The organism is Halosolutus halophilus, from assembly GCF_022869805.1.
Lineage (GTDB): Archaea > Halobacteriota > Halobacteria > Halobacteriales > Natrialbaceae > Halosolutus > Halosolutus halophilus.
In genome coordinates, this window is sequence record NZ_CP094974.1 from 3,528,663 (window position 1) to 3,548,458 (window position 19,796).

Sequence of the window (19,796 nt, forward strand, 5' to 3'; positions counted from 1 at the left end):
GACCAGACCTATTACTGCTCGATCCCTAGCCACGGCCAATGACTGACTCCGACGACGGGACGCCGCTCAAGGAACGGGTCGAAACGTGGCTCGCACGCGAGATGCCCATCATCCAGATGCACGGCGGGACCAGCGCCGTCCGCAAGGCCGATCCGGAGACCGGCGAGGTCGTCGTCGAACTCGGCGGCGGCTGCAAGGGCTGTTCGGTCAGCGACGTGACGACGGGGAACATCGAGGCCGAACTCATCCAGTGGCCGGAGATCGACGATGTGACCATCCGGGTGCCCGACGCCCGCGAGAGCCTCGGCGGCCCCGACCAGGCCGAGTCCATCATGGGCATCGATCGGACCGAGGGCGGCCGCGGCGACTGGGGTTCCTCGAACCCCGGGAAGGACCACCTCTGACCCGGCAGGCCCCGCTGGACCGATCGCGCTGTCGAACCGACACCGTCAGCCCGTATGCCGCTGGTTGACAGGGTCGGACAGTTTTGGGAAGTCCTATATCCTTTTACGCGCCCATTACGGAGTCGTATACCATGACGACGTGTGGACGCCCGCAGGCAGGAGGTGTCGGCGATGGGTAACACCGCCGGCGCCGGGGACGAATCGGACGCGGACGCCGAAACCGACGGCGGTGTTCGCGCCTACACCGTCCGACTCGAACTCGTCGACGAGCCCGGCGAGTTGCTTCGCGCGCTCAAACCGATCTCGGACAACGGCGGGAACCTCCTCAGTATCCACCACGAACGCGGGAACATCACACCTCGCGGGCACATCCCCGTCGAGGTCGACATGGAGTGTCCCCCCGATCGGTTCGACGACATCGTCGAGGGGCTGCGCGAGGCCGGCGTCAACGTCATCCAGGCCGGTGCCGAGCGCTACGGCGAGGAGATCAGCGTCGTCCTGGTCGGCCACCTCGTCGAAAACGATCTCTCGGAGACGCTCTCGCGGATCGAAGACGAGGCCAGCGCCGTCGTGCTCGACCTCTCGCTGGCCGCGCCGGAGGGGACAGGCGGCGTCGCCAGCGCCCGGGTCCGACTCGCGATCGACTCCGGGCGGACGACCGAGGCGCTGGCGTCGATCCGGTCGATCGGTTCGGAGAAGGACCTCGCGGTCGTCGAACCGCTGCTCGGAGGTGATGCCTGATGCGACTCGCAATCCTGGGTGCCGGTGACGTCGGGCGATCCGTCGCCGACCTCGCCGGCGAGTACGGCCACGAGGTCGTCGCGATCGCGGATTCGACCGGCGCCTCGATCAACCCCGACGGGATCGACGTCGAACGCACCCTCGAGCGGAAAGGCGGCGGGTCCCCCGTCGGCACCGGCGACCCAGAGGACGTCTTCGAGACCGACTACGACGTCCTCGTCGAAGCGACCCCGACGACGCTGGGCGACGCCGAACCCGGATTCACGCACACGAAACGTGCACTCGAGGCCGATCGGCACGTCGTCCTGGCGAACAAGGGCCCGGTCGCCGAGCGCTACGCGGAACTGCGGGCGCTCGAAGACGAGAGTGCGGGCTCGATCCGATTCGAGGCGACCGTCGGGGGTGCGATCCCCGTCCTCTCGACGATCGAGGACTCGACGCCACACGCCGTGACGGCCGTCCGCGGGGTCCTCAACGGGACGGCGAACTTCATCCTCACGCGGATGGCCGCCGAGGGACTCGACTACGAACACGTCCTCGCGGAGGCACAGGACCTGGGCGTCGCGGAGGCCGATCCGACGTTCGACGTCGACGGCACCGACGCCGCGCTGAAGTTCGTCATCCTCGCGAACGTGCTGGCCGACGGCGGGTTCGCGCTCGACGACGCCGACGTCACGGGGATCCAGGACATCCCCGGCAGCGCACTCGACCTCGCGGCCGAGGACGGTCGGACGATCCGGCTCATCGGCGAGGCGACCCGCGACGGCGTCCGCGTCGGCCCGCGACTCGTCCCCGAGAACGGCGCGCTCGCGGTCACGGGCACGCGTAACATCGTCCAGATCGAGACGAAATACGCCGGCAGTCTCCACAACAGCGGGCGCGGTGCGGGCGGTCCGGAGACGGCCACCGCCGTGCTGTCGGACGTCGGTCGACTTCCGGAACTGTAGGACGGCAGGCGGCTGCTCGTCGGATTTCTGCGATATCGTCTCGCATCCGCGATTCTTCGTCGGTTCCGTCTCGCATCCGCGACTCCGTTCTCACGAGCGTTCGCCGCCGCGGTGGCGTTGGCGACCAGTGGGCAGACCGGTGGGGAGGGACAGGACGGGAGCAAAACGCCGGTCACTGACCGCGTTGTGTCGGACTCGATCGAGATCGATCGACGGACGGGCGGTTACCGAAACCGTGTGTATGTGACACAAACCGCAAGAAGGCGTCGGGTTCGACTGAATACGCTTTCGAAATGGTTTTAACTGCAACGAGCAAAAGAGACCGATATAAGCGCCTCTGCGCGTGAGCTACAACAATGAGCGAACGACACCAGAACCTGGCCATCATCGGCCACGTTGACCACGGGAAGAGTACGCTCGTGGGACGCCTCCTCTACGAGACGGGGAGCGTACCAGAGCACGTCATCGAACAGCACCGCGAGGAAGCCGAAGAGAAGGGCAAGGGCGGCTTCGAGTTCGCCTACGTCATGGACAACCTCGCCGAAGAGCGCGAACGCGGTGTCACCATCGACATCGCCCACCAGGAGTTCTCGACCGACGAGTACGACTTCACCATCGTCGACTGTCCTGGTCACCGCGACTTCGTGAAGAACATGATCACGGGCGCATCCCAGGCGGACAACGCCGTCCTCGTCGTCGCCGCCGACGACGGTGTCGCGCCCCAGACCCAGGAACACGTCTTCCTGGCCCGCACCCTCGGTATCGACGAACTCATCATCGGCATCAACAAGATGGACATCGTCGACTACGAGGAGTCGACGTACGACGAGGTCGTCGACGAGGTCACCCAGCTGCTCAAGCAGGTCCAGTTCAACACCGACGACGCCTCGTTCATCCCGATCTCGGCGTTCGAGGGCGACAACATCGCCGAGGAGTCCGACAACACGCCGTGGTACGACGGCGAAATCCTGCTCGAGGCCCTGAACGACCTGCCGGAGCCGGAGCCGCCGACGGACGCGCCGCTTCGACTCCCGATCCAGGACGTCTACACGATTTCGGGCATCGGTACCGTCCCCGTCGGACGGATCGAGACCGGTGTCATGAACACCGGCGACGACGTCGTCTTCCAGCCGTCCGACGTGGGCGGCGAGGTCAAGACGATCGAGATGCACCACGAGGAAGTGCCGAAGGCCGAGCCCGGTGACAACGTCGGGTTCAACGTCCGCGGCATCGGCAAGGACGACATCCGCCGCGGTGACGTCTGCGGTCCCGCCGACGACCCGCCGAGCGTCGCCGAGACGTTCCAGGCCCAGATCGTCGTCATGCAGCACCCCTCGGTCATCACGGCCGGTTACACGCCTGTCTTCCACGCCCACACGGCCCAGGTCGCCTGTACGATCGAGTCCATCGACAAGAAGATGGACCCCTCGAGCGGCGAGGTCGCCGAGGAGAACCCCGACTTCATCCAGTCGGGTGACGCTGCTGTGGTCACGATCCGACCGCAGAAGCCCCTCAGCATCGAGCCGTCCAGCGAGATCCCCGAACTCGGGAGCTTCGCCATCCGCGACATGGGTCAGACCATCGCGGCCGGCAAGGTCCTGAGCGTCGACGAGAAATAAATGCAGCAGGCACGCGTTCGACTCGCGGGCACGAGTCCAGACGACCTCGACGATATCTGCGACGACGTCCGCGAGATCGCGAACAACACCGGCGTCAACCTGAGCGGTCCCATCCCGCTGCCGACGAAGACCCTCGAGGTGCCGACCCGGAAGTCGCCTGACGGCGAGGGCACTGCCACGTGGGAGCACTGGGAGATGCGCGTCCACAAGCGCCTGATCGATCTGGACGCCGACGAACGCGCACTCCGTCAGCTCATGCGCATCCAGGTGCCGAACGACGTCTCGATCGAGATCGTCCTCGAAGACTGACGATCGCGATCGCATCGAAGTGCGAGTTTTCGCTTTCTTCGGGTCCGAGCCGTAGCTGTGCGTTCGTCACTACCGTACAGTGGTGGGTCACGCAGTCACTGGTGCCACGACCACGAGCGCCCCGCGTCCACCGACTCGGCCCGTTCGTCACGATCGCAACGGTCTCACTCCGATCGTTGTGTAGTCGGACCACAGCCGGTCGTAAGCCGCGCAGACTTTTGTGGCTCGCCGCCCCATCGTTCGGTATGTCCGAGCGATCGCCCTCGCGATCGGGGCGGAAGGGAGCGGAGCGGCCGAAGGAGAGTGGCTCGTCGACGGATGCCGAGTCGAGTCCCATCCTCGAACTGCTCGCGGTCTTCGTCATCGTCTTCGTCGTGCAGGCGATCACCGCGTTCCTGGGGGCGATGGCCGGGCTCTTCGTCCTCGCGCCGCCGCTCGCGAACAACCCGTGGACGATCGTCACGAGCGTCTACGCCCACGACGGGGCCGGCCACCTGCTCTCGAACAGCGTCGCGCTCGTGCTCTTCGGGTGGCCCGTCGCGCGAGCGACTACCCGCATCCGGTTTCACACGTTCTTCCTCGTGGCGGGCGCGCTGGCGGGGGTCTCCCAGATCCTCGTCACCGGTGCGCTCGCCTCGCTCCCGATCGTCGCGGTCGCGCCGACTGGCAGCGTCCTCGGCGCGAGCGGCGCGGTCTTCGCCCTGCTCGGTTACCTGCTCGCCTCTAACCGGCTCTCCGACGCGTTCGCGTCGGTGATCGACGTGCCGGGCTGGGTGAGCCTCGCCGTCTTCCTCGTGCTCGCCGCGATCGTCACCCTGGCAACCGCCCAGCCCGGGGTCGCGCTTGTCGCGCACTTCACCGGCTTCCTGCTCGGGCTGATCGCCGGCCGCGCCGGGGCGCTCGAGTCGGGGTCGCGAGGTCGGGGCAAGCGGACTCGCGCCTGATCGGTGAGAGTGGGTTCGTGGGCTGGGCGATCGGGATGGGGGCGGTCCACACGCCATCCTCGAAACACAAGCTACAAATAGAAACCGGGGTTAGGAACGTGCGAGGGCTCGTAGATCAGTGGCAGATCGCTTCCTTCGCAAGGAAGAGGCCCCGGGTTCAAATCCCGGCGAGTCCACTCCGATTTTGCAACATTTCGAATTGTTCCGATAGTCGTTGTTGTAGCGCCTGAGGAGCAATTCTGCAGTCGTATGTCGAGCGTACAAACCCCTTCTCGAAATCGAGTGATTGAGGATGTGGGATTCGCATCCGCGCTGTCCTGCGATTTTACCGAAGGAATTCGGGGGTGGTCGGCGTGACGATCGCGCCGTGGTCGTCAGTCGATCGGTCGACGTGCCGTCACTGCGGAGCCCACGTCACCGATCGATTCCGGCGCGTCTTCGGTGACGATCGCGATCGGGCCCATCGCTGTAGCGAGTGCGATAGCTACCGCCGACTGAGCCGCGGGTCCGCTGCTGGCGTGGACGTCGAGATACTCGATCCGGAGACGTCGTCGGGACGTCACGGAGGGGAGGCAAATGCGTGACGGGGCGTTCGTCCCGGCGAATCGGCTGTACGATGTCGAAACCGGGACGCCCATAGCCCACCCAGTGACGCAAGCGACGGACGAGCAAGTTCGTCGTGCCGTCGAGAATCCGAACGAATCGACGGCTCGTTACACACGCGGGCAGGGTGGGGATAAGTTACATACGACAACGTTTAACAACACTCGAAAAGGGGCACCATTTCGACTGGAAAACGGCTGTCACACGGCTGATTCCGTCAACGGGAGCGGGGGGTCGCGATGAGTCGTCTCGTCGAGTCCGACGAGTGCGAGCGCTGCGGCGATCGCGTCGACGCGCTTCGCCGACTGTGTGCTGACTGTACGCGCGACGTCCGCGACGCGCGGGAGGGTCCGCTATGAGTTCGCGGACGTCGGAACTCGAGAGACCGAAGGCCAGCGGCGACGATCGCGACCTCGAGGCGGAACTCGCGAGCGCGAGTGCGGGCCACGTCGGCATTCCTGTCGACGCGATTTGCGTGGGTTGTGGGCGTATTCGCGTCAAGCGGGCTGGTCTCGAGGAGATAGGCCAGCACCTGCAGGTCGACCCAATGACAATCGAGGTTCGCCACCTTGAGTCATTCAAACACGTCTGTCACCCGTGCGGGAGCGCGACGTGGTGGAACCCAGTGGCGGTGCTGACCGGCCTGCTCGACCGCGAGCGAGGTGAGTAGCGGTGCTGCAAGTAGCGACGACACCGCACGAGATCGAGGGCCGCTGGAAGTGGCCCGACTGGGATCGCGGTCCGTACGACGCGCTCTCGTCGGTCATGCTCGGCCCGCCGTTCGAGGGATACCTCGAACTGAGTACCGAAGTCGACGGCGAGCCGTGGTGGCTCGAGGTGAGCTATAGCAAGTCCGGGTTCGCGCCGCGACTGTCGGACGGGATCAACGCCGAACGGCTGTACGAGTGGGACATCGTGGGCCGTGGGCGAAACGAAAAGAAGGCGTCGTTCAACATCTCTCCGCGGTTTCCGAACATGCGCCACTGGGAGACCGACGAACCAGTGCAGCTTCCTTGGGAGAATCAGGTCGGCGAGACCGAAGGCGTCGACGTCGAGTACCACACGAGCAACATCGAAGCCGAACGAGGCCTCGAGTTGCTGCCGGAGTTCTTCGCGGCGATCTTCGACGAGGCAAACGAGCGCGTTCATCCGGAGTACTTCCGAAGCGATCCGCACCCGACGAGCACGATGTGGGCGTACGAGCGGTACGTCCGGATCAGGCGCGAATGGGCGCAAAAGCTCTCGTCGGCCGGTGTTCTCCAGAAGATCGCGCTCTACCTATCGGACCTGGAGGGTGTCAAGGCCGAGTTGCACATCGACAACACGGAGGTGATGAACCACCAGAACCGCCTCTTCCTCGAGCCGTCGTCGGTGACCGAACTCCTGCCGGGCCACACCTACGGCCGCAAATTCGAGATCTACCAGCTGAAGGACCCGGACGCGGTGTCGAAGGACCACCCGTCGTACCACCCGAAGGTCGAGGTACTGGTCAACAAGAAAATGAACGGCGGTCAGGCGTGGGCGTAGGCCGATCGTCACGAAGTGACCGAACAGATCGACGAGACGCTGTTGAACGCGCTTCACTGGGAAGACATCCCGCTGGCCCCGGACGGCAACGGCGTCTACGTTGCGGACGATCACTTCGATGCGGTTGCCCGAGAGGAGGCGGTCGAACTGTACGAGGATCCGACGCCGCGCCTCGAAGCGAAGACGGACCACCTGTTGATGACGACGCTGCGGGACATGGGCGAGACCGCTCGCGACGTCACGGAGACGATCGCGACCGACGGCGGTGCGACCGTCGACGACCTCGCCGACCAGTTGGGGAAACACCCCGCGACGATCTACCGGGCGATCAACGAGATCGCAGATTGGCTCGAGGGCAAACTCGACCTGTTCGCTGGAACCCACTGCACGGGCTTCGAAGCACAAGCTATCCTCGCCGATCGACTTCCCGAGGCGTTCCGCCCCGTCGGCGTGGGCAGCAAAATCGAATTGCCACCCGACCAGGGCTAACACCCGTCTCAATTCAGTACTCGATGTCGAATCTGATGAATATGTGCCTTCTATTCAGCAGACTCTGTCCAAACTCCCGAGTCGCTGTCAAGAGAGGTGTGCTGGATACAAAGAATCTATGAACCACTTCCCTCCTAGTCCGCTGGCTTCACGTTTTGATTCAGCTGGAAGCGATTCTCCGGGTCGTACTCGTTTTTCGACTCGACGAGTCGGTCGTAGTTCTCACCGTATGCGTTCCGCTCACGGCCCTCGCGGTCGCCCTCGAAGTTGACGTACGTCCCGCCCGTCGCACCTTCAGCGAGCGCATCGTGACACTCTCGAACCCACGCGATGCACTCGTCGTCTTTCGCCGGATCCTCCCAGCGTGCGCCGACGGTTACGATGTACTCCGTATCCCGGTGTGGATATGCGGTCGCATCCGACGCGACATCGTTGACGGCCCCGCCGACCTGATGGATGAGTACCTCGGATTGCGGGGTCGGGGACCGTTCAGCGGAGTCGATTACGGTGTCGATCGTCTCTTCGGTGAGGGCAGTGAAATTGGGCGCCTTCCAGTAGTTTCGGGCACCCTCAGCGTACAACTCGTCCAGCAGACTCTGGACCTCGGTATAGCGCATCGGTTCGACGGCGTCGGCGATGGGATCGCCGTACTCGCGGAGCGGTTCGAGCACCGCGTTGCCCACATCGAGATCGCCGGCGTAGAATCCCATCAGTATGAGAACCGTAGTTCCGTGGATCGCTTCGGGAAGGAACGGAAGCGGCGGCGCAGCGACGCTGTTCGCCCAGACAGTGCACTCCCGCGGTGCGCCTCGAGTAAACTCCTCGTAGCGGGCGAGCACGTCAGGTGCGTCCTCGTACGGGTAGACAATCGGCCCGAAAAGCACTTGCGGGCCGACTTCGTGGAGATCGAATTCGAACGACGTGATGATCCCGAAGTTACCGCTTCCGCCGCGGATCGCCCAGAAGAGGTCCGGGTTCTCGTCTTCATTTGCGGTTACAAGCTCCCCGTCCGCGGTGACGACATCGACCGACCGAAGGTTGTCGATCGAAAGGCCGTATTTACGGCTGAGCCAGCCGATCCCACCGCCGAGCGTGACCCCGGCGACGCCGGTCGTCGAGATGACGCCGCCAGGCGTAGCGAGGCCGAACGCCTGCGTCTCGTGGTCGAGGTCGGCCATCGTCGCACCGGGCCCGACGCGGGCGGTTCGGGATGAGGGATCAACTCGTACCGATGAGATTGAGGACAGATCGATCGTGAGACCGTTGTCACAGATGGCGTTACCAGCGACGTTATGGCCGCCGCCTTTGACTGAGAGCGGGAGATCGCGATCGCGGGCAAACTCCACGGCGGTCATCACGTCGGCTGCCCCGGTGGGGCGGACGATGACGGCCGGTTCCCGGTCGATCATCGCATTCCAGATCGATCGGGCCTCGTCGTAGCCGTCGTCTCCGGGACGGAGCACCTTGCCATGGGTTTCCTGAGCAAGCGTTTCGTATTCGGGTTCGTCGATCGGAGCGGTGATCGTCATAAGTCACGCCTCAAGCGAGGTACGATCGCAGGGAATAGATAGGCATCTAGTGATAATTTGGCAGCCATTGCTGGTCATGCAACTGTTGCAAGAGCACACCACGGTGCACGATAAGGGTGGTTTTCTTCGGGCTGATAGATCAATTGAGTAAATTCCTGATACCAGTTTAGTGAGACGGCAGTTTTTCGTCCCGACGGTCGGCCGTACTCACCGAGTGATCATCGGCATCCGCTGAATACGCGCCCTGGGCCTTGTTTAGACGCCCCTGAATGGACGAGTCAGGAGTCCCTTCATCTAACCAGAATACGGTGGTGGCCACCTCACGGTCCAGTTTCGTATGTAGAGAACAACGCGTGAGAGCCGATTGTTGCCGCGTCTAAACACGGCCCGCGCCCTGTATTCAGCACGGCTTTGCCACCATCACTGATAGCTGATAGAAGTAACGGCGTTAAGTTTGCACGGTAACAAGCGGATGTTTTACCTTCAAAATAAATCTAAACAATATGGTTTCAACAGAGCCGTGTAAGGGGTACTATGTAACCTTAGTTCAGAATAGGGCTGTTATAGGGATCTTCGCCTGCTGAGTGCCACGGTGATCGCCACCTCCATGCCAGCGAAGTAACGGGAGGTCGCCCGATCGAACCATCTTGTCCTGGAGGATCGTCAGCCCAGAGCGGCCGTGTGGCCGGTAAACGACAAAGCAGTACCAGCCGTCGTGACGCCGGAGTTTCTCGTGATATTTCCGATATTCCTTGAAGTTCCCCGGTTGGCCGTTTGCGTGCTCTTGCATCGTCGATTTGATCTCGACAGGCGTTCCGTTGCCGAACCTGGCGTCGTGCCAGCTGCACCGCGCGAGTTCGAACCGGCGTTTCTTCGCCATCCGCTTCTCGACGATCGTCTCGAAGTGGTTGGCGCGCTTCGAGCGCGATCGACTCACGGGCACCACGCGCTCCGCGCGCCGATATATATACTCCTCCGCTGGCCACGAGATCGCGCGGTGGGCTGTGGGCTACAGTGTAGGGGGGCTCGCTTACGCTTTACAGCTTGACACCCCGACGCTCTCATGCGATCACCTGCTCGACGGTGTCAACCCAGTCTCGCTTCTCGCCGCCTTCGTCGATCTCTTTCCACCAGTTCGAGACGGTAGCGTGGCTGTAGGGGACGAATTCGGCGGTTTCGCGTGCCGACATGCCTTGTTTTCGACACTCCTCCATCGTCCAGGCCGCGACCTGCTTCACGTCCTGTTCGTCGATCGGGTCCTCGTCGACGTCACCTCCAGGAGCGTTCCAGTTCCAGTCGGCCTTGTCGTAATCCGGTTCTGTGACCGTGATGTCGTCCGAATCGCTTTCTCCGACAGTCGCATCGACATCATAGAAGTCGAGAATGTCGAGAACGTGGGACGACCCTCCAGACCGCACAAAAGTACCTGCGACTTAGTGGCGGCCCAACGGCCAAAGCGCTCGAAGACACCCACGCGGATTAATTCTCGTGTTTCTGATTCGTCCGAGCCACTGATTAGGCGATTCCCGGCGAGTCAGACCGTCGACCCGATCGGTCCCGTTCGAGACGCTATCCAGCCCGGCCATAACAGTTAGGCAGAACCAACATGACCGTCTCTGCACAAGATCGAAAGTAGGCTGGAGTGGTAGGTGGTGATGGTGGTCTCGCTCCAGCCAGACGCTTGATTCTACAACTCCGATCTTTAATCCCACGTTATTGGTTGACGAACGCCGGGGTGGCCGGCGAAGGATCCCCGTCACCGATCGACTCGATCGCGGTTTTCGCTCCGTCGGTCACGGGACGATCGCTTCCGCTGCGCCAGAGCGTTAGTCCCGAACCGCAGCCACCGTATCCAGATATCCGTGCCCGTAGTATTTGTGCTCGTATTCGTCCGGGACGCTCGCGGTCCGCGTCAGGGCGTTCGCGACCTGTTCCGCGGTATAGTGGGAGTTCTCGCTCGCGACGAGTGCACCAGCCCCGGCGACCTGCGGCGCAGCCATCGAGGTGCCCGCGAACCAGGCGTGGCCGTACTCCGCACCGAGATACGTGCCGTCTTCGTCGAACCGCGGGATCGCAATCGCGTTCACCACGTTGTCGTGCCGGAACTCGCCGCCCTTGCCGCCCGGTGCGGCGAGATCGATCGCACCTACGCCGTGGGTTGTGTACGTCGACGGAGAGTGTGGTGGCTCGTCGTACTCCCCGGTCTCCGGATCGAACCCGACGGGCCCCGTTGCGCTTGTGGTGATTCCACCGGCCGTCTCGGAGGAGTCCGTCTCGTCCCGGTTGAACTGGAGGCTCTCGCCCCAGTTGCCCGAGGCGTGGGTGTGGACCATCCCCTTCCGGCGGGCGTACCGGCCCACGCGCTGGTGGACCGTGCCCCAGAATTTGCCCCAGCCGTCCATCCGCATCTCCCAGGTCCAGCCGAGGCTGAGGTTTGCGACGTCACAGCCGATCTCGGCGGCGTAGACGATCGCGGCCATGACGTCGCCCATGTACGTCTCGCGCCAGTAGTCGGGTGGCAGGTCCCCCCGGTCGCGGCTCTCGAGGGCCGCGCCGAAGACGCGCAGGTCGACGAGTTCGGCACCCGGCGCGGAGCCGACGACGCTCCCGGCGCGATCGGACGCGGCGACGATCCCGGCGACGTGGGTGCCGTGGGCCCCGCCGTACGGTTCGCCGACGCCGTACTGGTCCGGCGCGAAGCTCCGGGACAGTTCGAGGTCGACTTGCCCCTCGAGGTCGGGATGGCCCGTCGCGATACCGGTGTCGATGATCGCGACGCGACTGCCCTCACCCCGCGTTATCTCGTGGGCTTCGAGGATGCCCTGGTCGTGTTTGTCCCACTGATAGTCGAACAGGTCGAGTTCCTCGTCGACGGCTTCGACACCGGCGACGGAGACCGGCCGGTACCGATCGAGCGACAGCCGTTCGTCGGGCGCGAACGCGGCTCCCGATCGATCGATCCGGTCCGCCGTCGCTCGGACCACGAGGAGGTCCACCGGCTCCAGTTCGTGGACGATCTCGAGGTCCGATTCGGTGTTGAGGCTCGATCGATCGACGACGAAGCGGCCGGTCGAGTCGGCCGTCACGACCGTCGATCCGAGGGTGAGTGCCCCGAGCGATGCGCTGCCCGCCTGAATGAAACTCCTTCGGTCCATGGTTGTGGGGGTTTCGAGAGACACCGGTCCCGTCGCCCGGTTTGGACGACACTGCCACTGTCTCCCACACCCAGTGTACCGATGAAACGAAGTTATAGCTGCCCGGCATTATCAGGATCCGTTACTGTCACCAGCGTTTATAGGTTCGAATGTATGCAGGCTCGGTTCGGTGATGGAGGACGGCTGGATGGGGAGTGCAGCCACGACCCCGTCCGCGGCTGCCAGCGGCAATCGGTCACTCCGGGTGTCCGACCCGATCGATCAGGCTGTTCGCAGTGCGTGTGCTCTCGGTACTGTAATTGTAGTGGATCGAAACCGGCGACGGCGTGGGGACCGTGGGTCGACGGTCCGTTCGATCCGCCAAACGATCGCGGCTGCCTGACAGTTCGTTCGATTCGACAGTCAGTGAGCAAGAGTGTCCTGCGACACGATTATCACGTCATACAGTACTGAGCTATATTCCAACGGTTTCGTTACACCTGTCCGTCGGCGACCCCGATCGGTGACTGGTAGAGAAGGTCCTATCGACGGGGGACAGTCCGACAGGTAGATCATGACAGACGACAACGATTTGTCCGAAACAGGCTCCGGATCGAACGAGCGAATAATGAGTAATGAGTCGTCACGACGCCGCGTTCTCGCCGCCTCTGCAGTGCTCAGCGCTGGTGCGCTGGGCGGGGTGTCAGCCGTCGCCGCAGACGACCACGTGGACAGTGACAAACGGAAAGGCGACGAGAAACCGGTCGACGAGCCACCCGAGGCCGTCCCGGACGAGTTCGCGAACGACATCGAGATCCTCAACTTCGCTCGTCTTCTCGAGTTCCTCGAAGCGACGTTCTACACGAGGGGAATCCGAAACATTAGCGAGCAAGAGTTCAGAGCGGCCGTCGAGGAGTACGGTGTGATTCAGGATCGGGTCGTCAACCGATTTCGCGTGATTCGCGATCACGAAATCACGCACGCGCAGGCGCTCGGCGAGACGGTCGAACTGCTCGGCGGAGAGCCGATCGCAGCGCCGGAGTTCGACTTCGGGACGGCCGTTCAAGATCCCGACGAGTTCATCGCGACCGGTGCCCAGCTCGAGGACGTCGGCGTGTCGGCGTACGCCGGTGCAGCACCATCGATCGAGTCGGCGGAACTGATCCCTCCGGCGCTCAGTATCCACAGCGTCGAAGCTCGCCACGCCTCGTTCCTCCGGGAACTCAACGACGAGATCGGGTTCCCGACGCCGTTCGATCAGCCCCGATCCCGATCGGAGGTCGAGGAACTGGCGAGCCAGTTCATCGTCGGTTAGGCCGTTCGTGGCGGGGGCGAGCGCCGATTCTCGACGTCAGCGTCGGTATCGTATCATCTCGTATCCCGCCCGTGCGTGCGAACTTCGGAGTTCGTTCTCACGATGGGTACCGATCGTTGATTTTCCGTCGTCCGGTCGCTCCCTGACGGGGAGTACAGCCAAGGCCCCGGCCCGCCAACATCCGGGTATGCCAGCAGATTCCAATCGCGCCGAGGAACCCGACCCGATCGAGGAGGATCCGACGGACACGCTCGATCTCGAGCATCCGGACGACGTCCAGATCGGCGTCACTCGCGGCGAGGCCGACATCGAGATCGGACCGCCGCGGGACTATCCCGATCGAGCGGACATCTCGGTCCGGCCGGAGGACGAGCGGGTAGTCCTGAGCGTCGACGCGATGGCAGGCGACCACGGGACGGGCCACGTCGACGCGACGCTGACGCCCGCGGAGGCGCGCCAGCTGTCCGAGCGGCTGGCCGCGACCGCACGCTGGATGACTGAAGACGACCCGACCGACGTGGACGAGTGACCGAATCCAAGGACCGATCCGCGGTGACCAAACTGGGTGAACCGACGGGCAGGGCCGTTCGCAGGTGCGGCCGCTCGAGGGTCGATCCCCGTGATCGTGCCGACTCCGGGCCAGCGGCGGTCGTGACGACTACAGGTCTTCGGGGGTCGGTGCGGACACGCGCGAGAGATACGCTGCCAGGTCCGAGGTCGTGACCATCCCGATGACGCCCTCGTCGTCGTCGACGACCGGGAGGTGGTGGAACTTGTGTTCGACCATCGCGTCCGCCGCGTCGACGATACTGTCCTGTGCGGAGGCCGTGACGACGTCCGTGGTCATGTACCGCGAGACCGACGTCTCGGCTTTCGGGTGGCTCTCCGCGACGATGTTGACGAAGTCGGTCGTCGTCAGGATTCCTTCGAGCTGGTTGTCGTCGTCGACGACGACGACCGAGCCGATGTCGTTTTCGAGCATTACCTGTCCCGCGTCCTCGACGAGCGTGTCCGGCGTCACGGTGTGGAGTGACGTGGACATAACTCGTGCGACGAAAATATCGTCCATAGACAATGATGGCCCTTGGATAGTATAAGGATTGGCCAATCGGTGCGATTCGTCGGGACCGCGGACGCGGGCTCGAGGTCACGGCCGGCGGTGACGATCCGGCTTCCGCGACGTTCGCGCCAGGCGACACCCTCGTCGTCAGTCCCACTCCGTCGAACGCGACCGGGCACTCGCTCACGGACTCCCTAACAAAGCCCCTGCAGGCACGACCGCAACGTATGCCGGACGACCCGGTCGACGATCGCGAGAGGGCGTCTTCGCCGACGTTCGACGGCGGATCCGACGCCGGTGACCCCAGCTCAAGCGCCGTCCCGTCGCCCACGGATACGAGCGGGTACGGTCTCACGTTGACGCTCGTCGGTGCCGTGTTGCTCGCCCTGGCGTACTACGGGGTGGTCGCGATCCAGGGGCCGCGACAACTCGGGCAGGCGATTCCCGAACCGTTCTACGGACTGGCCGTCGCCCTCCTGTTCGTCCTCGAGTTGCTCCAGCGGGGGACCCTCGACGTGATCACGCTCGCGCGCGCGATCGCGCTCGCCGTCGTCTACGGCGGCTTATTCGTCTTCGCCGTCGAAGGCGGGGCGTATCTCTGGGAACGACCCGAGGTCGCACTCGAGGGCTACGTCGGCGTCACGGTGTTCGCCGCCGCGCTCGTGGTCGCGGCCCTGCTGTACGTGGGGTACCTGACCGTCGTCGGGATCGATCGCGGGACGTCGTGACGGACGATGAGACCATCGCGACACGTCGTGAGAAGGGGTGTCCGGGATCGCACCGGATCGTGATGGTGGGCTTTATTCGCGATCGGACGAACATCCCGGTATGATCGAGGCGACGCTGTGTTTTCCGCTCCGGAACCGCGCTCCCGGGGACGGATCGGGCGGGGACGAACGCGACGCGACCGACGAAGTGCTCCTGATCGAGAAGCGTCGCGGTCTCGGCGAGGGGTGGTACAACGGCCCCGGCGGCAAACTCGAGGGCGGCGAGACGCCCCGGGAGTGTGCCGTTCGCGAGACCCGCGAGGAGGTCGGACTCGCGGTTCGCGAGGTGACGAAAGCCGGCGAACTCACGTTTACGCTCGACGGCGACCCGCACACGTTCTGTCACGTCTACCGGACCCGATCGTTCGACGGCGAGCCGACCCCCTCCGACGAGGCCCGCCCGGAGTGGGTTCCGGTCGGCGAGGTGCCCTACGATCGGATGTGGGAGGACGATCGACTCTGGCTCCCGGCCGTCCTCGAGGGGGACACCGTCGCCGGCGAGTTCCGGTTCGAGGGCGGCAAGCCGCTGGACGAAGCCGCCTTCGTCGATCACGACCTCGAGCGGGGCGTCTCGTTCGACGACCGGCCGTGATTGATCGCTGCTCGAGACTGTCAACGCCCTGTACCGACGCTCTCGGCCAGCGAAGGGCGCGATAACGTTCTTCACCGGGGCCGTGGTAGCCCCGAGTTCGTATGCGCGAGACGTCTCGACGCCGATCGGTCCTCGTGGCGGCCGCTGGCGCGGTGACGACCGCGCTCGCGGGCTGTCTGGGCGACGACGAGGATGACGGTGAGTGCGACGGCGAGTGCGAGAACGAGATCAGGGACGTCGGTGGAAATCGATCCCAAACCGACGACCGCTCGGTGACGGGCGTTACGATCGACGAGGATACGGACGAGAGCGTCTCGGCCGACGGTCCCGTCGAGGTCCGTGCTGGCGTCGCGGTCGGCGGTGACGTCAGCGGCGTGTCGGTGACGATCGGCGAGGACGCCGCCGTGGACGGGAGCGTCTCCGGCACGGCGGTGACGATCCGCCCCGGTGCGATCGTCGAGGGCGACGTGACCGCCGAGTCGATCGACGTCAGTGACGACGCCGAGGTCGGCGGGGAAATCGACGAGGATGGCGCGGCTGCTGACGAAGACGAGAGAGCCGACGGAGACGAGGACGGAGACGGGGATCGGGAAAGCGACGAAGAGAACGAAGACGAGGAAGAGCACGAAGACGAGGAAGAGAACGAAGACGAGGAAGAGAACGAAGACGAGGACGAGAACGAGGATGAGGAAGACGAGGACGGGACAGACGACGAGGACGAAGATGAAGGGGATGGAGAGGAGGAGCGCGAGGGTGAAGACGAAGATGAGCGCGAGGGCGAGGATGAGAACGGCGGAGACGACGAGTAACGGCGGTCTCCGGTCGCCCGATCGGATTGCAGATCCGGGTCGCGCGATCGGGTGCGGCAGTCGTCAGGGCTTCAGGACGACTTTGCCGGAACTCTTGCGGTCTTCGATGTACTGGTGGGCGTCGGCCGCGTCTTCGAGCGCGAACGAGTCGCCGAGGACGACCTCGAGGTCGCCGTTCGTGAGCCCCTGCGTGAGGTCGGGGACGGCCTTCATGATCTTGCTCGGGTCGTGGTAGGCGGCCTGGCCGAGGTGGAATCCTTTGACGGTCTTGTTCTCGAAGAGGAGCCGCTGGTTCTCGGCGCTCGCGGGGACCCCGCTCGCGACCCCGAAGGTGACCATCCGGCCGAAGTGGGCCATCGCGTCGAGGCTGCGATCGAAGACGTCGTCGCCGACGCTCTCCAGGACGAGGTCGACGCCCTCGCCGTCCGTCTCCTCGTCGACGACTTCGCGGAAGTCCGTCTCGGTGTAGTTGATCGGGTGATCACAGCCCAGTTCCGCCGCGAGGTCGAGTTTTTCCTGCGTGCTCGCGGTGCCGAACACCTCTGCACCGTGGTTCGTGGCCAACTGGACGGCGGCCGTCCCGACGCCACCGGCGGCGGCCTGGATCAGGACCGTCTCGTCCTCCTCGAGGCCGCCCCACTCGAACAGACAGGAGTGAGCGGTGAGGAACTGGACCGGGAAGCCCGCGGCCTCCTCGAAACTCATCCCCTCCGGAATGGGAAAGAGCATCTGGGCGTCGGCGGTGGTGTACTCCGCGTAGCCGCCGGTGTTCACCATCGCGACGACGCGATCGCCCTCGTCGAGTCCGACGCCCTCGCCGGTCGCGTCGATCGTCCCGGCGGCTTCCATGCCGGGGACGTAGGGAGCGTCCGGCCCACCCGGGTAGAGCCCTCGGCGCTGCATGATGTCGGCGAAGTTGATCCCCGCGGCTTCGACGTCGATCCGGACCTCGCCCGCTTCCGGCACCGGAACCTCTCGGTCCACGACCGCGAGCTGTTCGCTGTCTCCGTACTCTGTTACCTCGATCGCTTTCATGGACTTACATTCGTAACCGACGTCCATAAACATTCGACAACTGGAAAGAACTCGTGAGCCGTTGCGGCGGTTGGCTCGGCCGTCGGATCGGGTCGATCGTACGATCGGGCCGAGAGAACGAGCGATCACCGTTCGGCCTTCGCATGGTTTAAGACCGCGCTGACTGTCGTTCGAGGCATGAGCGACGAGAGTCAGGAACTCGGGATCACCGAGTCGAAATCGCACAAACCCGGCGAGTGGTACGCCGAGGTCGTCCAGAAGGCAGGGCTTGCGGACTACGCGCCGATGGGCGGGTTCATCGTCACGAAGCCCCGCGGCTACGCGCTGTGGGAGTCGATCCAGGACGCGCTGGACGGGTGGTTCAAGGAGACCGGCGTCCAGAACACCTACTTCCCGCTGTTCATCCCGGAGAGCTACCTCGAGCGCGAGAAGGACATCGTCGAGGGGTTCGACCCCGAGGTGGCGTGGGTCACCCAGGGCGGCCACGAGGAACTGGAGGAGCGTCTCGCCGTTCGACCGACGAGCGAGTCGATCATCGCGCCCTTCATGGCCGAGTGGGTCCGGAGCCACCGCGACCTGCCGCTGCGACTGAACCAGTGGTGTTCGGTCGTCCGGTGGGAGGCCACCGAGACCAAGCCGTTCTTCCGGACGAAGGAGTTCCTCTGGCAGGAGGGCCACACCGCCCACGCGACCGACGCGGGGGCCTGGGAAGAAGTCTGGACGCGCCTGGGCCAGTACGAACGCGTCTACGAGGACGTGCTGGCGATTCCGGTGCTTCGCGGGAAGAAGCCCGAACACGACAAGTTCCCCGGCGCGGACACGACCACGACGGTCGAGGCGCTGATGCCCGACGGCAAGTCCGTCCAGGGTGGCACCAGTCACCACCTGGGCCAGTCCTTCGCCGAGGCGTTCGACATCACGTTCGTCGACGAAGACGAGGAGGAGCAGACCGCCTACACGACGTCGTGGGGGCTCTCCTGGCGTGCACTCGGCGCGCTCATCATGACGCACTCGGACGACCAGGGACTCGTTCTCCCGCCGACGATCGCACCCACCCAGGTCGCGATCGTTCCCATCTGGCAGGCCGACACCAAGGAGAAAGTCCTCGAGTACTCGGAAGCGATCGCCGCCGAACTCGAGGATGCGGGCCTGCGCGTCGAACTCGACGATCGCGACGAGCGCAATCCCGGCTTCAAATTCAACGAACACGAACTCAATGGCGTCCCCCTCCGACTGGAGATCGGTCCCAACGAGGTCGACGACGAGGAGGTCACGCTCGTCCACCGGCCGGACACCGAGAACGTCGTCGCCGATCGCGAGGGACTCGTCGAGACCGTCGAGGAGAACCTCGACGCCATCTACGACAAGTTGTACGACGCGGCCGCGGAGAACCTGGAAGCGAACGTCCGCGAGGCACACAGCCCCGAGGAGATCCTCGGCACGATCGGCAAGCACGGTGGCTACGTGAAGACGCCGTGGTGTGGCGACCAGGCCTGCGAGGAGGCGATCAAGGAGAAGATCGCCGCCGAAATCGTGATGCAGCCGCTGGCCGAGGAGGGCGGCTCGAGCGCGGGCGAACCAGTCCGTCCGGACGACGACGCGGCGTGTGGTGTCTGCGGCGACGCCGCCGACGAGATCGCGTACTTCGCGAAATCGTACTGATTCTACTCGCCGGAATCGCGTGGTCCGACCCGCGATCGTTTCTCTCGACCTGTCGAGTCCCCGGTCCGCCGACGGACAGTACGAGCGATGAAAACAGTGGGCGAAAACACGCCTCTCGGGGGCGTTCGAGACGGTTTCCCGGCCGCTCTCGCGTCGTGTCGAACGTGGGAACCTAATCGTTTACCCAAATAGGGCTTCCCGTTACAGAACGAACCACGGGTGTGGTGTTCACTCTGGTGGGTGAGCACTACATGCCTCTGACACTTCTGTTCCGGCCACGCGGTACTTCCGTCGACGCGCTCGTTCGATC

General features: G+C 64.3%; 19 protein-coding genes, 1 tRNA gene and 2 pseudogenes. 16 read left to right on the forward strand and 6 right to left on the reverse strand.

Translation table 11 applies throughout. The annotated features are described in order from the left end of the window. The first annotated feature begins 38 nt into the window (after positions 1-38). From MUG98_RS17370 to MUG98_RS17415, 10 genes and pseudogenes are all read left to right on the forward strand, one after another. The gene (locus MUG98_RS17370; protein ID WP_265108692.1) at positions 39-404 is read left to right on the forward strand and encodes a NifU family protein; all 366 of its coding nucleotides are present in this window, start codon (positions 39-41) and stop codon (positions 402-404) included. Between the two features lie 171 nt (positions 405-575). Next, complete coding sequence (locus MUG98_RS17375) at positions 576-1,145, forward strand: amino acid-binding protein (RefSeq protein ID WP_265108693.1); 570 nt, start codon at positions 576-578, stop codon at positions 1,143-1,145. Then, positions 1,145-2,092, forward strand: coding sequence for a homoserine dehydrogenase (locus MUG98_RS17380; RefSeq protein WP_265108694.1), 948 nt, complete (start codon positions 1,145-1,147; stop codon positions 2,090-2,092). Before MUG98_RS17375 ends, MUG98_RS17380 begins: the two co-directional genes overlap by 1 nt. 356 nt (positions 2,093-2,448) lie before the next feature. Continuing rightward, positions 2,449-3,711 carry a translation elongation factor EF-1 subunit alpha gene (tuf, locus tag MUG98_RS17385; protein WP_265108695.1) on the forward strand — a complete coding sequence of 421 codons (1,263 nt, stop codon included), beginning with the start codon at positions 2,449-2,451 and terminating at the stop codon, positions 3,709-3,711. Beyond that, positions 3,712-4,020 (forward strand): 30S ribosomal protein S10, encoded by a 309-nt coding sequence (gene rpsJ, locus MUG98_RS17390; protein WP_004215311.1) that lies wholly within the window; start codon positions 3,712-3,714, stop codon positions 4,018-4,020. 245 nt (positions 4,021-4,265) lie between these two features. After that, a complete protein-coding gene (locus MUG98_RS17395) occupies positions 4,266-4,964 on the forward strand; it encodes a rhomboid family intramembrane serine protease (RefSeq protein ID WP_265108696.1) in 699 nt (232 codons plus the stop codon). Between the two features lie 104 nt (positions 4,965-5,068). Further along, a tRNA-Ala gene (locus tag MUG98_RS17400) sits at positions 5,069-5,140 on the forward strand. A gap of 168 nt (positions 5,141-5,308) precedes the next feature. Further along, the gene (locus MUG98_RS17405) at positions 5,309-5,548 is read left to right on the forward strand and encodes a DUF7563 family protein (RefSeq protein WP_265108697.1); all 240 of its coding nucleotides are present in this window, start codon (positions 5,309-5,311) and stop codon (positions 5,546-5,548) included. Between the two features lie 374 nt (positions 5,549-5,922). Next, complete coding sequence (locus MUG98_RS17410; RefSeq protein ID WP_265108698.1) at positions 5,923-6,237, forward strand: hypothetical protein; 315 nt, start codon at positions 5,923-5,925, stop codon at positions 6,235-6,237. 2 nt (positions 6,238-6,239) lie between these two features. Further along, positions 6,240-7,448: pseudogene (locus tag MUG98_RS17415) on the forward strand (DUF7845 domain-containing protein); the annotation flags it as partial. Positions 7,449-7,717: 269 nt separating this feature from the next. On the opposite strand, the gene MUG98_RS17420 reads toward MUG98_RS17415, so the two are convergent. The 4 genes and pseudogenes from MUG98_RS17420 to MUG98_RS17435 all read right to left on the reverse strand — a co-directional run bounded on the left by MUG98_RS17420 (position 7,718) and on the right by MUG98_RS17435 (position 12,267). After that, a complete protein-coding gene (locus MUG98_RS17420) occupies positions 7,718-9,112 on the reverse strand; it encodes an FAD-binding oxidoreductase (protein ID WP_265108699.1) in 1,395 nt (464 codons plus the stop codon). Between the two features lie 547 nt (positions 9,113-9,659). Then, complete coding sequence (locus tag MUG98_RS17425) at positions 9,660-9,992, reverse strand: PD-(D/E)XK family putative nuclease (RefSeq protein WP_265112481.1); 333 nt, start codon at positions 9,990-9,992, stop codon at positions 9,660-9,662. A 181-nt stretch (positions 9,993-10,173) separates the two neighbouring features. After that, positions 10,174-10,419 (reverse strand): annotated as a pseudogene (locus MUG98_RS17430) (helix-turn-helix domain-containing protein); the annotation flags it as partial. Positions 10,420-10,938: 519 nt separating this feature from the next. Further along, the gene (locus MUG98_RS17435; protein WP_265108700.1) at positions 10,939-12,267 is read right to left on the reverse strand and encodes a S8 family peptidase; all 1,329 of its coding nucleotides are present in this window, start codon (positions 12,265-12,267) and stop codon (positions 10,939-10,941) included. A 607-nt stretch (positions 12,268-12,874) separates the two neighbouring features. Between MUG98_RS17435 and MUG98_RS17440 the strand changes: the two genes are divergently transcribed. Next, positions 12,875-13,561: a ferritin-like domain-containing protein gene (locus tag MUG98_RS17440; RefSeq protein ID WP_265108701.1), complete on the forward strand. Its 687-nt coding sequence runs from the start codon at positions 12,875-12,877 to the stop codon at positions 13,559-13,561. A 187-nt stretch (positions 13,562-13,748) separates the two neighbouring features. Then, entirely contained in the window at positions 13,749-14,090 is a 342-nt protein-coding gene (locus MUG98_RS17445) for a hypothetical protein (RefSeq protein ID WP_265108702.1), read from the forward strand. Between the two features lie 129 nt (positions 14,091-14,219). Here MUG98_RS17445 and MUG98_RS17450 read toward each other — a convergent pair whose 3' ends face one another. Beyond that, entirely contained in the window at positions 14,220-14,630 is a 411-nt protein-coding gene (locus MUG98_RS17450) for a CBS domain-containing protein (RefSeq protein WP_265108703.1), read from the reverse strand. A 218-nt stretch (positions 14,631-14,848) separates the two neighbouring features. Between MUG98_RS17450 and MUG98_RS17455 the strand changes: the two genes are divergently transcribed. The 3 genes from MUG98_RS17455 (at position 14,849) to MUG98_RS17465 (ending at position 16,789) form a co-directional block, all read left to right on the forward strand. Beyond that, complete coding sequence (locus MUG98_RS17455; protein WP_265108704.1) at positions 14,849-15,349, forward strand: hypothetical protein; 501 nt, start codon at positions 14,849-14,851, stop codon at positions 15,347-15,349. A 100-nt stretch (positions 15,350-15,449) separates the two neighbouring features. Then, entirely contained in the window at positions 15,450-15,980 is a 531-nt protein-coding gene (locus tag MUG98_RS17460) for an 8-oxo-dGTP diphosphatase (protein ID WP_265108705.1), read from the forward strand. Positions 15,981-16,081: 101 nt separating this feature from the next. Continuing rightward, on the forward strand, positions 16,082-16,789 hold the full coding sequence (locus MUG98_RS17465) for a bactofilin family protein (RefSeq protein ID WP_265108706.1): 708 nt from the start codon (positions 16,082-16,084) through the stop codon (positions 16,787-16,789). A gap of 63 nt (positions 16,790-16,852) precedes the next feature. On the opposite strand, the gene MUG98_RS17470 is transcribed toward MUG98_RS17465, so the two are convergent. Next, entirely contained in the window at positions 16,853-17,824 is a 972-nt protein-coding gene (locus tag MUG98_RS17470; protein ID WP_265108707.1) for a quinone oxidoreductase family protein, read from the reverse strand. Positions 17,825-18,001: 177 nt separating this feature from the next. On the opposite strand from MUG98_RS17470, the gene proS reads away from it, so the two are divergent. Next, entirely contained in the window at positions 18,002-19,486 is a 1,485-nt protein-coding gene (gene proS / locus MUG98_RS17475) for a proline--tRNA ligase (RefSeq protein WP_265108708.1), read from the forward strand. Positions 19,487-19,796: the final 310 nt, after the last annotated feature.

Coding starts and splice junctions, on each gene's coding strand:
- MUG98_RS17370 (WP_265108692.1), top strand. CDS start 39: ATGACTGACTCCGACGACGGGACGCCGCTCAAGGAACGGGTCGAAACG.
- MUG98_RS17375 (WP_265108693.1), top strand. CDS start 576: ATGGGTAACACCGCCGGCGCCGGGGACGAATCGGACGCGGACGCCGAA.
- MUG98_RS17420 (WP_265108699.1), bottom strand. CDS start 9,112: ATGACGATCACCGCTCCGATCGACGAACCCGAATACGAAACGCTTGCT.
- MUG98_RS17450 (WP_265108703.1), bottom strand. CDS start 14,630: ATGGACGATATTTTCGTCGCACGAGTTATGTCCACGTCACTCCACACC.
- MUG98_RS17395 (WP_265108696.1), top strand. CDS start 4,266: ATGTCCGAGCGATCGCCCTCGCGATCGGGGCGGAAGGGAGCGGAGCGG.
- MUG98_RS17440 (WP_265108701.1), top strand. CDS start 12,875: ATGAGTAATGAGTCGTCACGACGCCGCGTTCTCGCCGCCTCTGCAGTG.
- proS (WP_265108708.1), top strand. CDS start 18,002: ATGAGCGACGAGAGTCAGGAACTCGGGATCACCGAGTCGAAATCGCAC.
- MUG98_RS17465 (WP_265108706.1), top strand. CDS start 16,082: ATGCGCGAGACGTCTCGACGCCGATCGGTCCTCGTGGCGGCCGCTGGC.
- tuf (WP_265108695.1), top strand. CDS start 2,449: ATGAGCGAACGACACCAGAACCTGGCCATCATCGGCCACGTTGACCAC.
- MUG98_RS17460 (WP_265108705.1), top strand. CDS start 15,450: ATGATCGAGGCGACGCTGTGTTTTCCGCTCCGGAACCGCGCTCCCGGG.
- MUG98_RS17445 (WP_265108702.1), top strand. CDS start 13,749: ATGCCAGCAGATTCCAATCGCGCCGAGGAACCCGACCCGATCGAGGAG.
- rpsJ (WP_004215311.1), top strand. CDS start 3,712: ATGCAGCAGGCACGCGTTCGACTCGCGGGCACGAGTCCAGACGACCTC.
- MUG98_RS17425 (WP_265112481.1), bottom strand. CDS start 9,992: ATGGCGAAGAAACGCCGGTTCGAACTCGCGCGGTGCAGCTGGCACGAC.
- MUG98_RS17380 (WP_265108694.1), top strand. CDS start 1,145: ATGCGACTCGCAATCCTGGGTGCCGGTGACGTCGGGCGATCCGTCGCC.
- MUG98_RS17435 (WP_265108700.1), bottom strand. CDS start 12,267: ATGGACCGAAGGAGTTTCATTCAGGCGGGCAGCGCATCGCTCGGGGCA.
- MUG98_RS17455 (WP_265108704.1), top strand. CDS start 14,849: ATGCCGGACGACCCGGTCGACGATCGCGAGAGGGCGTCTTCGCCGACG.
- MUG98_RS17470 (WP_265108707.1), bottom strand. CDS start 17,824: ATGAAAGCGATCGAGGTAACAGAGTACGGAGACAGCGAACAGCTCGCG.
- MUG98_RS17410 (WP_265108698.1), top strand. CDS start 5,923: ATGAGTTCGCGGACGTCGGAACTCGAGAGACCGAAGGCCAGCGGCGAC.